12 protein-coding genes and 2 pseudogenes are annotated in these 12,897 nt (G+C 69.6%); 6 read left to right on the top strand and 8 right to left on the bottom strand.

The features are described from left to right. Window position 1: 1 nt before the first annotated feature. Both ACTWQR_RS15475 and ACTWQR_RS15470 read right to left on the bottom strand, forming a co-directional pair. Window positions 2-1,477, bottom strand: a complete 1,476-nt coding sequence (locus ACTWQR_RS15475) for an exopolysaccharide biosynthesis polyprenyl glycosylphosphotransferase (RefSeq protein WP_443227620.1) — start codon at window positions 1,475-1,477, stop codon at window positions 2-4. Beyond that, window positions 1,474-2,613, bottom strand: coding sequence for a glycosyltransferase family 4 protein (locus ACTWQR_RS15470; protein WP_443227619.1), 1,140 nt, complete (start codon window positions 2,611-2,613; stop codon window positions 1,474-1,476). The genes ACTWQR_RS15475 and ACTWQR_RS15470 overlap by 4 nt, the downstream gene beginning before the upstream one ends. Window positions 2,614-3,027: 414 nt before the next feature. Between ACTWQR_RS15470 and ACTWQR_RS15465 the strand changes: the two genes are divergently transcribed. From ACTWQR_RS15465 to ACTWQR_RS15455, 3 genes and pseudogenes are all read left to right on the top strand, one after another. Further along, complete coding sequence (locus ACTWQR_RS15465; protein WP_443227618.1) at window positions 3,028-3,606, top strand: hypothetical protein; 579 nt, start codon at window positions 3,028-3,030, stop codon at window positions 3,604-3,606. A gap of 243 nt (window positions 3,607-3,849) precedes the next feature. After that, window positions 3,850-4,167 carry a hypothetical protein gene (locus ACTWQR_RS15460; RefSeq protein ID WP_443227617.1) on the top strand — a complete coding sequence of 106 codons (318 nt, stop codon included), beginning with the start codon at window positions 3,850-3,852 and terminating at the stop codon, window positions 4,165-4,167. A gap of 485 nt (window positions 4,168-4,652) precedes the next feature. Then, window positions 4,653-4,821: pseudogene (locus tag ACTWQR_RS15455) on the top strand (IS5/IS1182 family transposase); the annotation flags it as partial. Window positions 4,822-4,922: 101 nt separating this feature from the next. Here ACTWQR_RS15455 and ACTWQR_RS15450 read toward each other — a convergent pair. The 4 genes from ACTWQR_RS15450 to ACTWQR_RS15435 all read right to left on the bottom strand — a co-directional run bounded on the left by ACTWQR_RS15450 (window position 4,923) and on the right by ACTWQR_RS15435 (window position 7,026). Further along, on the bottom strand, window positions 4,923-5,243 hold the full coding sequence (locus ACTWQR_RS15450) for a hypothetical protein (protein WP_443227616.1): 321 nt from the start codon (window positions 5,241-5,243) through the stop codon (window positions 4,923-4,925). A 64-nt stretch (window positions 5,244-5,307) separates the two neighbouring features. Continuing rightward, the gene (locus ACTWQR_RS15445; protein WP_443227615.1) at window positions 5,308-5,625 is read right to left on the bottom strand and encodes a hypothetical protein; all 318 of its coding nucleotides are present in this window, start codon (window positions 5,623-5,625) and stop codon (window positions 5,308-5,310) included. A gap of 63 nt (window positions 5,626-5,688) precedes the next feature. Then, a complete protein-coding gene (locus ACTWQR_RS15440; protein ID WP_443227614.1) occupies window positions 5,689-5,961 on the bottom strand; it encodes a hypothetical protein in 273 nt (90 codons plus the stop codon). Between the two features lie 672 nt (window positions 5,962-6,633). Further along, window positions 6,634-7,026 carry a hypothetical protein gene (locus ACTWQR_RS15435; protein WP_443227613.1) on the bottom strand — a complete coding sequence of 131 codons (393 nt, stop codon included), beginning with the start codon at window positions 7,024-7,026 and terminating at the stop codon, window positions 6,634-6,636. 280 nt (window positions 7,027-7,306) lie between these two features. Between ACTWQR_RS15435 and ACTWQR_RS15430 the strand changes: the two genes are divergently transcribed. After that, window positions 7,307-8,041, top strand: coding sequence for a glycoside hydrolase family 16 protein (locus ACTWQR_RS15430; RefSeq protein WP_443227612.1), 735 nt, complete (start codon window positions 7,307-7,309; stop codon window positions 8,039-8,041). A 42-nt stretch (window positions 8,042-8,083) separates the two neighbouring features. Here ACTWQR_RS15430 and ACTWQR_RS15425 read toward each other — a convergent pair whose 3' ends face one another. Together ACTWQR_RS15425 and ACTWQR_RS15420 are read right to left on the bottom strand one after the other, a co-directional pair. Further along, entirely contained in the window at window positions 8,084-9,667 is a 1,584-nt protein-coding gene (locus ACTWQR_RS15425) for a serine/threonine-protein kinase (protein ID WP_443227611.1), read from the bottom strand. Between the two features lie 724 nt (window positions 9,668-10,391). Next, window positions 10,392-10,988: a YdeI/OmpD-associated family protein gene (locus ACTWQR_RS15420; RefSeq protein WP_443227610.1), complete on the bottom strand. Its 597-nt coding sequence runs from the start codon at window positions 10,986-10,988 to the stop codon at window positions 10,392-10,394. A 343-nt stretch (window positions 10,989-11,331) separates the two neighbouring features. Here ACTWQR_RS15420 and ACTWQR_RS15415 point away from each other — a divergent pair, with 343 nt between their 5' ends. Both ACTWQR_RS15415 and ACTWQR_RS15410 read left to right on the top strand, forming a co-directional pair. Continuing rightward, window positions 11,332-12,585 carry an amino acid deaminase/aldolase gene (locus ACTWQR_RS15415; RefSeq protein ID WP_443227609.1) on the top strand — a complete coding sequence of 418 codons (1,254 nt, stop codon included), beginning with the start codon at window positions 11,332-11,334 and terminating at the stop codon, window positions 12,583-12,585. A gap of 159 nt (window positions 12,586-12,744) precedes the next feature. After that, window positions 12,745-12,897, top strand: a pseudogene (locus tag ACTWQR_RS15410) (D-arabinono-1,4-lactone oxidase); the annotation flags it as partial.

Genomic DNA, 12,897 nt, shown 5'->3' with positions numbered 1-12,897 from the left:
CTCAGCTCCCCGTCGGCCGCAGGAACTGGACCGCCGTACGCATCAGGATGCAGATGTCCTGCCACAGCGACCAGTTGTCGATGTAGGCGTTGTCGAAGCGGCACCGGTCCTCGATGGAGGTGTCGCCGCGCAGCCCGTGGATCTGGGCGAGCCCGGTGATGCCGGTCCGCATGCGGTGACGCTCCGGGTAGCGCGGATGTACCTGGCTGAACTTGGCGACGAAGTAAGGCCGTTCGGGTCTCGGGCCGACCAGGCTCATGTCACCGCGGAAGACGTTCCACAGCTGCGGCAGCTCGTCCAGCGAGGTGCGACGCAGCAGTTGGCAGAAGCGGCTCATCTCCTGCTCGTTCGCCACGCTCCAGCGGGTCGCCGCCTCGTGCGCGCTGGCGGGCCGGTGCGTGCGGAACTTCAACATGGTGAACGGGCGCCCGTCCTTGCCGATCCGCTCCTGCCGGAACACCACGCCGGGCCCGTCCAGAACCCGCAGCACGACCGCGCACACCAGCAGCATCGGCGCGGCCAGCGACAGCAGCGCGCCCGCCAGCACCACGTCGAGCGCCCGCTTGCCCGCGCTTCCGCCCCGGTGCCGGCCTCTCGGACACAGCAACCTGCGGGAGAAACCCGCCAGTTGTCCCGCTCCCGCGCGCCGCCCCTCGGGGCCGTACGACGGCGAGGACGTGCCCTCGGACAGTTCCCACAGCACGCATCCGTACGCGGTGAGCTCCCGCAGCAGAGCCGCCTTCTCCACACGAGTGGTGGCCCCCACGACGAGCACTGTCTCCACACCGTTCTGGATGACCGCCCGACGCGCGTCCTGACTTGAGGTGAGCACCGGCACCACGGGCCCGTCGCCGGAATCGGCGAAACCTCCCGGGGCGTCGGCGACGAGGCCCACCGGCCGTACCCCGCAGTCCGGGTGGCGCAGCAACGCGGCCGCGACACGTCGGCCCGCCGAGGCCGGGCCGACCACGAGGGCGGGACAGGGCCGGCGCCGCAGTGCCCGGCGCCGGCGCCCGTGCACCGCTCCGCGGCCCGCGCAGGCCGCCGCGCAGTGCACGGCGAAAGCGGTGAGCAGTACGGTCATCGGGAGCGGCCGCAGCGGGGAGAGCGCCGCGACAGCCGCCCAGCCGACGGCGATCCGTCCGCAGACGGCGGGCAGTTCGTCGAGTACACCGGGGACGACGTGGGTGTCGTACAGCGCGGCCCGTCGGTTCAGACCGATCACGCCGAGGGCCAGCAGGGCGATGACCAACGGGTACCTGTACGCCCAGGGCACTGCCAGGGCACCCAGCAGGGCGGCGCCGCCGTCGACGAGCAACAGGGCTGCCCGGGAGGTCCGCCGCGGACGACGGGATCCCCGTCCGACGGGCAGCCCGCGCCCGGCGGCGAGGCCGCGCGGGTCGAGGACGGAGACGGCGCTCTCCGCCGCCCACGGCTGCCGGCCCGCAGGAGAGGGAACGGTACTTTCCGCAGTCATGTGGTGATGTACTTCCTGCTCTCGGTGGTTACGACGACCGGCGTGGTAACGACGCCGAGCAGTTCGCGGTACACATCGGTTACTGCGTCCGTGGCGTGCCGTAGGCCGTGGGCGGCCAGCACGTGCCTGCGGCCCTGTGCGCCCAGTGCCGCGCGCAGCTGCTCGTCCCGCAACAGCGCCGTCAGCGCCCGCGCCAGCGCGTCGGGGTCCTCAGGCGGAACCAGGCAGTGCGACGGATGGCCGGGCGGAAGGCTCTCGCGTGCCCCGTCCACGTCAGTGACGACGACCGGTCTGGCGCACGCCATGGCCTCCAGCGGGGCGAGCGCCATGCCCTCCCAGCGGGACGGCAGGACCACGACGTCGGCGGCCCGGTACCAGGGGCCGGCATGGGGCGCCGCGCCGGCGAACTCCACCGAGGCGGGCGCGGCAGAGCGCAGCCGGTCCGCGTCCGGCCCGTCGCCGACCAGCACCAACCGCGCGCCGGGCACCCGCCGCGCAACCTCGGGCCACGCTTCAAGGAGCACGTCCTGCCCCTTCTGGCGGCACAACCGGCCCACGCACACGACGAGCGGACCCTCCCCGGACCGGGCGCTGCTGCCCTCCGGCCGGAACCTGCGCGTATCGACACCGTTGGGAACCACGCGCCACAGGGCGGTGATTCCGCACCGCTCACCGGTACGCCGCTCCGCCTCGCTCACGCACAGAACGCGCGCCGCCCACCGCGCCCCGAACCGCTCCCAGCCCAGCGCGAGGCGCGCGACGACTCCGTCCGCGGCGTCGAACGACCAGGCGTGCGGCTGAAATACGGTCGGGACGTGGCCGCGTCCCGCGAGCCGGGCCGCGAGTCCCGCCTTCGCGCTGTGCGCGTGCACCAGGTCCGGCCGCAGGTCGCGCAGGATCCGCGCCAACCGCCGTACCTCGCCCGGAAGTCGACACCCCGGTGAGCGGGTCGCGTCCCAACGGAGCACGGTGCAGTCCAGCGCGCTCAGGGTGTCCGCCAGCGCGCCACCCTCCGGACAGGCCACGGTCACCCGCAGCCCCGTGGCGAGCTGGGTCGCCACCAGGTCCGTCACGACCCGCGCGACACCGCCCTCGACGGGCTGAGTGACATGCAGGATGTGCGCTGCGCGTGCCATAACCGAGGAAGCCCTTCCGAACAAAAGAGTCCGAGCCGACGACAGGATGTGCGGCTCGTGTTCGCAATATAAAATCCACAACCGGCTTCGCCGGACTCAGGCGGTGAGCAACTCTAGCCGCTTATCCGTAATTACCTGCGAACCAGTCAAGTGTGTCGGAATGGTGGCGCTTCAATGGACTATTTCTCGCCTGGATCACCCATTTGGAGTCGCGGCGCGGTGTGATTCCGGGTGGCCATCCGATTGGCGGGGCCATGCCCCATTCGGGGTGACCGACTACGAAACGGCCTCTCATCAGCGCGGACGATGTTCTGACACCGGATGGTTCGTCAGAAGATGCCTGCGATCGGTTGCGGGCATGGTGTGCCGGTTTCACGGTGGTCACACGATCGGAACTCACTCGAAGGAAACCCCATGCGTGTACAGCCCACACGGCGCATCGCCACTTCGGCCCTCTGCGCGGCACTCGTACTCGGGGCGGCAGGGACCGCCCTTGCGAATGCTCCCGACTCGGAGGGCGGTGTCGCTCGCACGGTGTCCCGGGCACCCGTCCCGAAGGCGGACGCGCTCCTGCGTCAGTCCGAGGCGCTGGGCGACCTCGGCACCGTACTGGCCCCGGCGACCAATCTCCTGAACGCCGTGCTCAAGGCCGACAACGGCCAGCTCTCCAAGGAAGAGGCGAAGAAGCTCGGCGACGCCACGAAGGGCGCCATCGCGCAGGCCAAGGACGCGGCACCGGCCCAGCCGCCGGCCACCCCGCCGTCCGCGAGCGCCACCTCCCCGGTGCAGCTGCCCGCGGACCTCAGGGACGACCAACTCGACGCCCTCGGCAAGGCAGTCGACGTCCTGCTGGGTGCGGCGACCTCGGGCAAGGCCGACCAGGTGGGACCGGCGGCCGACAAGGTCGTGACCGCCCTCGTGAACGTTTCCGCCGCCACGCTGCTCGGCAGCGGAATGCGCGCAGAGAATCTGCCCGGCCTGCCGGCCTCCTGATACCGGGACCGTTGCCTGAGGCGAAGCAGTCACCGGTCTCCTCGACCCGTTGTGCCGACCGCGGTCGGCACAACGGGTCTTTTCGTATGAGTTCCTGGAACCTGTTGGCGACAGAGTTTCCAGAAGGCTCCACCCTCGTTAGCCCGGGAGAACTGAGACCGAGTCTCTCGCGACGCCCGAAGAATGAAACCTCGTCTGGCGACCGCGGGTTACGGAAGACGAGTTTCGAAAGAAAGGCACACGATGAAGACTCTCAAGGCTGCCGCCGTCGTTGTCGGCTCCATTGCCATTGCCGGCGTCACGGTGCCGGCCGTCGCGGGGGAGATGCCGGCGCAGGGCCTCGTGGACAACGGAAAGATGGTCGCGGGCAGCCTCCCCTCGGCAGCCAAGGTGCCGACGGGGTTCGTGGCCGAGAATGTCACGGGTACGGCGCACGGTGTGAAGGACGGCGTGAAGGGCAGCGTGAAGGAGTCGGGAGTCGTGAAGACCCCCGTCTTCGGCGGTACCCTGCCGAACCCCGTCGACGGCAAGCTGCTCGGCGGGCTGCCGCTCGGCAAGTAGGTAATCAGGCAGGCGATTCATCACCGCCTCCACCGACGACCGACGCCATCTCGTCCATGGCCTCGTCGCTCCTCGGCTCCACGATTCGGGTCGGCTCCGCACTCCTCGGAGCCGACCCTTCGGCATATACGGGGAGTGCAATCGGCTTTCGTCCGTTGGGCCAAACGGACGATTCAGGATGACCTGGGCGGCAAAGCATCGTTGATCCCATTGGAAACGGCCCCACTGAGTGCATCGGGGTCTTCCACTGAGAAACCGGCCATCTCTTGAGGTGGTACATCCGTCGGCGTCGGCCGATTTGCGGCGTGCCGGCGGGGATGTCATAGGCGGAAAGGGTGCTATTCCCTCCTAGTTGGCGCACCTTCCTGAACCGGTGACATGCCCGTCGGCCTTCGCCGGTCGACTCCTGACCGCGGGGCCTGTCTGCGTCTGACGCGGGCAGGCCCCGCGGGCTTCCTTCCGTGGAACTCGGCGGAATTCACTGAGCAGTCGGCTTCGGCATCTCCACCGGCACGGCACACGCCTGCAACCTGCTCGCCGCCCGAGCTACCGGGCTATTGCGCGCCCTGCGAAGCCGACCCCGACCACGCCTTGCTCGACGGCCCCTTCGCGGAATGCGACCGGGCCGGCGACAGCCGGACCGACCAAACCGCACCCACCGGATCATCCGGATCTGCATCGCTGGAACGAGGGCACGGAAAAGCCGATGGCGGCCCGCCGGAACTCCGGCGGGCCGCCATCAGGTGAAGCACTGCTCAGAAGAGGAAGCCACCCACGTACGGGGCGTTCTGCGACTGGTCGATCTTCCCAGTGTTGCAGGCGGCGTAGTGCGAGTTCGGCGCGACGACGCCGCCGAGGACGGCACCGTTGGACCACGGCGCGATGCAGCGGCCGTCGACGAGCGTGCCGTTGCTGATGACGAGACCCTGCTGGGGTTCGTTCACGACGACCGGGGACGACGAGAAGCCGCCACCGCCGGTGACGGTGGTGGTGTTGTCGTCGGCCGCGGCGGTGCCGCCGGCCGCGAGGACGATGCCCGCGGCGAGGGCGGAAATGGCCGTAACCTTGTTACGCATGAGATGCGCCTTTCGGTAGGGCGGTTGGGGGGATTCACCTGGTCCGAAATGCTCGGGACAGGAGTCAGAAGAGAATGCCGCCCTTGTAAACGGCGTTCTGCGACTGGTCGACATGCGCCGTGTTGCAGGCGGCGTAGTGCGAGTTCGGGGCGGCCACGCCGCCGAGGACGGCGCCGTTGGACCACGGCGCGACGCAACGGAGGTCGACGGCCGAGCCGTTGACGACAGCAACGCCCTGCTGGGGGGCGTTCACGACGACCGGGGATGACGAGAAGCCGTCACCGCCCTTGACGGTGGTGCAGTTATCGGCCGCGGCAGTGCCGCTCACCGCGAGGACGATGCCTGCGGCGAGGGCAGAAATGGCCGTAACCTTGTTACGCATGAGTTGCGCCTTTCCGGGCTACGTTTGGGGGATTCACCTGCTCCGAATTGCTCGGGACAGGAGTCAGAAGAGCAGGCCGCCCTTGTACGGAGCGTTCTGCGACTGGTCGACCTTCGCCGTGTTGCACGCGGCGTAGTGCGAGTTCGGCGGGACGACGCCGCCGAGAACTGCGCCGTTGGACCACGGTGCGATGCAACGACCGTCGATGAGCGTGCCGTTGATGATGACAACGCCCTGCTGGGGGGCGTTCACGACGACCGGGGACGACGAAAAGCCGCCACCTCCCGCGACCTTGGTTTCGTTGTCGCCGGCCGAGGCAGCGCCGATGCTGCTCACGACAGCGCCGAGGGTAAGGGCAGTGATGACCGCGAACTTCCTGGGCAACTCGGTTCCTTCCTGAATTCACCGTTGCGCACGCTTGCATACCAGGAAACCTTGATATGCAGGCATAAGTCACGGGAAGAGCGTCTAAACAGGTCTGATTCCATCGGATGGCGCAATATCGCGCGTCCCGGCTGGCCGTGCGGGAATGGATGTGGATGTGGAATCCGTGCGACTCATCAGCGTGCCCAGCAATCCGAAAGGCCGCGGTCGACGGTCGCTTGGAGAAATGCCCCGTCCGCCGGGCCGCACAGGGTCGTACGGAACGAGCGCCGACGTGTGTGCGGCCCACCGGAAGGGAGAGGGCCGGTGGGCCGCACAGATGGTTCGCGGGTCCCGGGCGGTGTTCGGGTCCGCCGAGTCCGGATATGGAGCTGCTGGTCCGGATCCAGCGTCCGGGCCCGCGTCTCCGAGGTGACGGACGTGTGTGAAACCAGGACCGGCAGCGGGCCGATCCGCCCCGCGACGTCTGCGGTGTCGGTCTCCGGCCGCCGAGAAACGGATCAGAGCCTCAGAATTCCGGGCCCGCCTGCGTCCCGCGAACAGGCGGGACCACATGGCAGCGAAAGCATCGTGAAGCAGTGAGGGCTTTCGCCGGTACGGCCGACTCCTACAGTTTCCGTCTCGTCACCTGCCGAGCAAGGTGCCGAGCCCGGCAGCGGTCGGCGCCTGCAGCGGGCGGAGCTGAACGGCGCCGTTTCCGGCCGGGTTCTTCACCGGAATCGTGGGCTTCTTGGCGGCGTGCCGGTCCATACCGTCCAGATATACGCCAGAGACTCCCTCCGGCCTCTTCTGGTCGAACGCGCTACCGTTGGCGATCTTGCCGCTGCGGGCCAGTCGCGTCACGGTGTCGGCCGCGGGCACGACAGCCGGAGTCACCTTGGTCGGAGACATGAGACCGAGCAGACCGGCCGAGGGGGCCGGGGCCGGTGCCGCGGCCGCCGACGCCGCGGCGGCGGAGCCACCCACGAGACCCGCGCCGATGGCCAACGCCGCAGTGGTGAAAATTGCCTTCTTCATGATTCACCTCGGTTGAAAATTATCTCTGATCCGACGGCTGGAGAACTTAGCAGTCCATGCCCTCTGTAAAAGCGACGCGTTACTCCATACGCATGAAGGTCGGGGGAGTGAAAAATGCCTTGCGTGCGGGTGCCGGCAGAAGGATTCACATCTGGTCGGTGAATCGATTGATCGTATGGTGCGTCCGGCTTCTATTGCATGGGTAATCCGAAAGAGGAATTTCGGCATGTCAGCCGGAACCTTGGCCGGCCGGCCGCTCCACAGCCCTACCATCACCGCCATGACCGCCGACAGCGCCAAGTTCGCCCCGACCGCGCCTCCTGCCGTCGTCACCGGCAAGTCGCTCACCTGGTCGGAGGAGTTCGACACCCCGATCGCCTGGGGCTCCAAGTGGGTCGGCGACAGAACCAGTGCCTACCGCTACGGCAACCACAACCCGGACGACAACAAGCTCGACTGGCTCATCCCCGGCTGTGTGACCGTCTCCGGCGGCGTGGTCACCTTCACCGCCACCCCGGCCGGCCACACCCTCGAGAACGGCCGGCAGGCCTGGCACACCGGCCTGCTCACCACCGAGTACTCCGCCGAGGGCTTCCAGGTGAGGACCGGCGACTACATCGAGACCCGCGTCAGACTGCCCTCCGGGACGGGCGCCTGGCCGGCGCTGTGGACCTGGAAGGACGGCGGCAACGAGGTCGACTCCTTCGAGTACCACCCGGACAACCCGAACCTGCTGGAGCTGTCCAACCACGTCGACGACGCCTGTACGTACCACACTGATGCCGACGCGGTCGCCCCGGACGAGTGGGTGACCATCGGCAACTGCTACGGCGAGCATTGCGTCGACTGGTACGTCAACGGCGAGCGGGTCTTCTCCGACGGCACCGGCGTGGGCGCCGACTGGTCGGCGTACCTGATCCTGAACCTGTCGCTGAGCGCCGGCCAGTACCACCCGGCCCCCTCCGGCCCGGGTCCGGTCACTTTCGCCGCCGACTACCTTCGCGTCTACCGCTGACCGGTCAAGGGTGCGGTCAGGGGCGGGCCCCGGGCCAGGTCATCACGGGCGGGTGCAGCGGCCCGTCGGGTTGGCGGCCGGGGGGCGGCACTGGAGGCCGTAGTCGGACGCGGTCGTGCTGAGGTAGCGGCCGATGCAGGTGGTGGGCGTGGTGAGGCCGCGTTCGCCGCAGAAGGCCAGGGCGGCGCGGCCGTTGGCGAACGGTCCCGGAGCGTAGATGACCCAGAAGCCCGGGCGCAGTGACGCGAAGTCGTCGCTGCGGACATAGACCGCCTCGGGGACGGACTGGCGGATGGTGCCGAGTCGTTTGTCCCGCGCGGCCGTGCCGGAGCCGACCGGTTCGGAGAAGAGCTGGGCGATCCAGCGGCCCTGGCCCCCTGGGGCGGGGGCCGGGTTGGTCGCCTTCGAAGGGGACGCGGTGGGGGTCGGGGCGGACGCCGAGGGCGTAGACGTAGGCGTCTGCGCCGGTGCTGTGGCCGGGGCGGACGATGCGCCCGTCGGCGGGCCGCCCCTGTCTCCGCCGGCCTTCGTGTCGTCGTCGGGCGAGGCGCGCAGGGTCAGGACGAGAGCCGTCGCCGTGGTCACCGCGACGGCGACCGCGACGACGGCGATGGTGACGACGACAGCCATGGGCCTGCTGTTACGCGGGCCGTTGTCCCGGTCGCCGCGGTTGCTCCGCACGTGCGTCGGGTGGTCGCCGCCGTCCAACCGGGTGGGTACGGGCGCGGACGCGGGCGGTGGCGCGCGCAGGACATGCGTGGGAGTCGTCGTGGGGCCGGGCGGTGGAGTCGCCGTTGTCGGCGGCAGCGTCCAGAGCGGTGCCGTACCCGACTCGACCTGTGCCAGCATCCCGTCCAGTCGTGCCGCGTCGGGGCGGGCCGCGGGATCCCGTACGAGCAGGGCCTGGAGTACGGGGGAGAGCGGGCCGGAGCGTACCGGCGGCGGCACGGACTCGTCGAGGACCGCGGCCAGGGTGCCCAGCGTGGTCCCGCGGCGCAGCGGGCTGACGCCCTCGACGCAGACGTACAGGACGAGCCCCAGGGACCAGAGGTCGGACGCCGGGTCGTCGTCGTTGCCGCGGATCCGTTCGGGGGCGATGTACTCGGGGGAGCCGATGAGTTCGCCGGTGGCCGTCAGCGAGGTCGATCCCTGGAGGGCGGCGATGCCGAAGTCGGTGAGCACGGCGGTGCCGTCGGCGCGCAGCAGGATGTTGGCGGGCTTGACGTCCCGGTGCTGGACGCCGGCCGCGTCGGCGGCGCGCAGCGCGGCGAGCACCTGACGGCCGACGCGGGCCGCCTGCGCGGGGGGCAACGGGCCGTCGTCGAGCCGCTCCTGGAGCGAGACGCCGTCCACCAGCTCCATCACGAGCCATGGATGCGGGTCGTCGTCCACGATGTGATGGATCGTCACCACGTTGGGGTGGGACAGCCGGGCGAGTGCCCGGGCCTCCCGCAACACCCGCTCGCGTACGGCGTCGGATGCCGCCGCGTCGGGCCGTACGGCCTTCAGTGCGACCTCTCGGTGCAGCACGCTGTCGCGTGCCCGCCACACGGTCCCCATGCCTCCGCTCCCGAGCCGCGCGATCAGCTCGAACCGCCCGTCGACCATGTGACCCGGTACGTTCATGGCCGACAGGTTAGAGGAGTCGGTGGGGCCCGCCGCTCAGGGGGACTTGCCCCGAGGCTCCTCGCAACTCCACGTCGCCGGTGATGCGTTGATCTGCGCTGGGCACGGTGAGTGCGCATTCCGGGGCACAAGGGGGAGGCGTGGAAGGCGAGTTGGCGGAGCCCGAGCGCGGGCGCGGTGGTTCTCCCGGGGGGCCGTCCGATGCCGCTGCCGTCAATGACCTGTCCGGGGCCGTCTACGGGCACAGCATCCAGGTGGGAGCGGATCCCGGGGTGTCGTCCTCGTGCAGAGCCAGGGGATGCGGGGCATCGGCACGACCACGACTGCCCGGCGGTGTGCGGAGCTGACCGACCACCTGTTCCCGGACGGGCAGATCTGCATCGACTTCGCCGAGCTCCGGGACCAGACGGGCGGTGACGTCTGGTCCCGGACCAGACGGGCGGTGACGTCTCCGAAGCGGTGGCGAGGGCTCTGCGGGCGCTGGGAACCAAGGAGTCGGACATCCCGGTGACGCTCGCGGAGCGTACGGCCGTGTTCCGCACGAAGACCGCCCACCTCAGGGTGCTGGTGCTCGCCGACGACGTGGACCAGCCCGCGCAGGTCCTGCCGCTGCTCCCCGAGGGGCCGGGCAGCGCACTGCTGGTCACGAGCGACCTGCTTACGAGCGCGAAGACGAACGCTCACACGATACTGGGGGAGTGTGATCCGGGCCCGGGCCCGGGCCCTAGTGGATCGTCTTCCGCTCGGCGAGCATCGCCACGAACTTCGCGATGCGGGCGGCCCGCGTCTCCGCCTTCTTCGCGTCCTGGATCCGATAGAGGATCGCGTACCGGTTGCGGCTGTCGAGCGTGGCGAAGAAGTCGCGGGCCTCCGGGTTGTCGTCCAGGGCGGCCTGAAGGTCATCGGGTACCGACGCCGTGCGCTGGCCGGCGTACGCCGCCTCCCAGCGGCCGTCCGCCCTGGCCCTCTCCACCTCGCGCAGGCCGGCCGCGTGCATGAGGCCCTGCTCGATGAGTTCCGTGGCCTTCTGCCGGTTGATCTTCGACCACTTGCTGCCCGGCCGCCGCGGAGTGAAGCGCTGGAGCCAGTGGCGGTCGTCGAGTTTCTTCTTCTGCCCGTCGATCCAGCCGTAGCGGAGCGCCGATTCGAGAGCCTCGGCATAGCTGACGCCGGTCAGTCCGGAATCAACCTTGGCGATCTTCAGCCAGATCCCCGGCACCTCGGCGTGGTTCTCGCCCAGCCATGCCGTCCACGCGTCCTGCGAGGCGACGGCCAGGATCGGATTCTCCGGACTCCGTGGTCCACGTGGTCCAAGCGTCATGGGCCTCATGCAAACCCACCACGAGGTCGTGGTCAACAGAGGTCGACCGCCCGGGCCCTCGTTCAGGCAGCGTTCCAGTCTTCGACCCGGCAGCTGTTGAGGTCGGCCGAACCACGGACCGAGGCGGGGCACCGTGTTTCGGCTGGGCAACCGCCGGTAACAGTCGGGTTCAATCTGGTGTCGGACGATTGACCTGGACGTGCGACCGAGAGAGTGTTGTGGCCATGAGCCGAAAGGTTGTGGCCATGAGCCGAAGCGCGGAGACAAGCCATGCGTCCCGGAGTCCCGGAGCGCGGACCGATCAGCTTCCCGACCTCTGCGGCAGCCCGGAAAGGGTGCGGGTGTGAGCACACATACGGCGTCACGGTCGGACGTGAAATCGGCTGCCTCCGCCATCACGGGTCTGAGCGAGGCGCGTATGGCCCAACTCGCCGACGCCACCAAGCAGTTGGATCCGCCGTTCGCCGTGGTGGACCTGGATGCCTTCGACTCCAACGCCACCGACCTGGCGCGCAGAGCGGGCGGACGGGCCACCGTCCGGCTGGCCAGCAAGTCGGTCCGCAGCCGCGACCTGATCAAACGCGCGGCCCAACTGCCGGGATACCACGGCATTCTCGCCTTCACCCTGCCCGAAGCCCTGTGGCTGGCCGAGGAGCACGCGGACGTCGTCATCGGATACCCGACGACGGACCGCACCGCGCTCAAGCGGCTCGTGGCGGACGACCGTGCGGTCTCACGTATCACGCTCATGATCGACTCGGTCGCCCAGTTGGACTTCATCGACGAGGTCACGGGTCCCTCCCGGCCCGACATCCGCCTCTGCATCGACCTGGACGCGTCCCTGGAACTGGCCGGCGGCCGCCTCCACTTGGGCCCGTACCGCTCTCCCGTCCACACCCCGTTCCAAGCCGCGGCACTCGCCCGGGCGATCGTGGCCCGAGCCGGGTTCGTACTGGTCGGCGTCATGTCCTACGAAGGGCAGATCGCGGGCGTGGGCGACAACCAGCCCGGCTCTCCCCTCAAACGCATGGCAGTCCGTGCGATGCAGCGGCTCTCCGCCCGCGAACTCGCCGAGCGCCGCGCCGCGGCCATCGCCGCCGTCGAAGCCGTCGCACCGCTGGAGTTCGTCAACGGCGGCGGGACGGGCTCGATCGAGCAGACCGCGTCCGAGCGCGTCATCACCGAGATCGGCGCCGGATCAGGCCTGTACGGGCCCGGGCTCTTCGACTACTACCGCCGCTTCCGGCCCCGGCCCGCCGCGTACTTCGTGATGTCCGTAGTACGCCGCCCGACCGCGAGAATCGCCACCGTCCTCGGAGGCGGATGGGTCGCCTCCGGCCCGGCCGGCACCGACCGTCTGCCCACCCTGAGCTGGCCCCAGGGCCTGCGGATGAACCCCTTGGAAGGGGCGGGGGAGGTGCAGACCCCGGTGCTCGGCGCGGCGGCGCACGGGCTGCGGCTCGGCGATCACGTGTGGTTCCGGCACGCCAAGGCCGGTGAACTGTGCGAGCGCGTGAACGTCCTGCACCTCGTGTCCGGCTCGCGGATCGTCGAGCAGGTCCCGACCTACCGAGGCGAAGGACACGCCTTCCTCTGAGACCGCAGGCCAGGCCCGCCATCGTCCATCATCGCCTGCGTCTTGCGGCGGCCTCCCACACCCACCTTGTGCGGCCTCCCATGCCCACCTTGTGCGGTCTCCCGTACCCAGCTTGTGAAGACCGGATCAGACCGGATGGATCCAGGAAGGACTCGACAGATGGCGACGGCAGTGGTGATCGGGAAGAGCGGGAAGAGCGGCACGTGGCGTAACTGGGCGGGGAACGTCACCGCCCGGCCGGCCCGGGAGGTCACGCCGGCCTCCGTCGAGGAACTCTCCGCGGCCGTGCGCGAGGCCGCGGAGGACGGGCTC

This window comes from Streptomyces sp. 2A115, assembly GCF_052245575.1.
Taxonomy (GTDB): Bacteria; Actinomycetota; Actinomycetes; order Streptomycetales; family Streptomycetaceae; genus Streptomyces.
The sequence above is the reverse complement of the archived record's forward strand: the minus strand, read 5'-3'. Positions and strand labels throughout refer to the sequence as shown.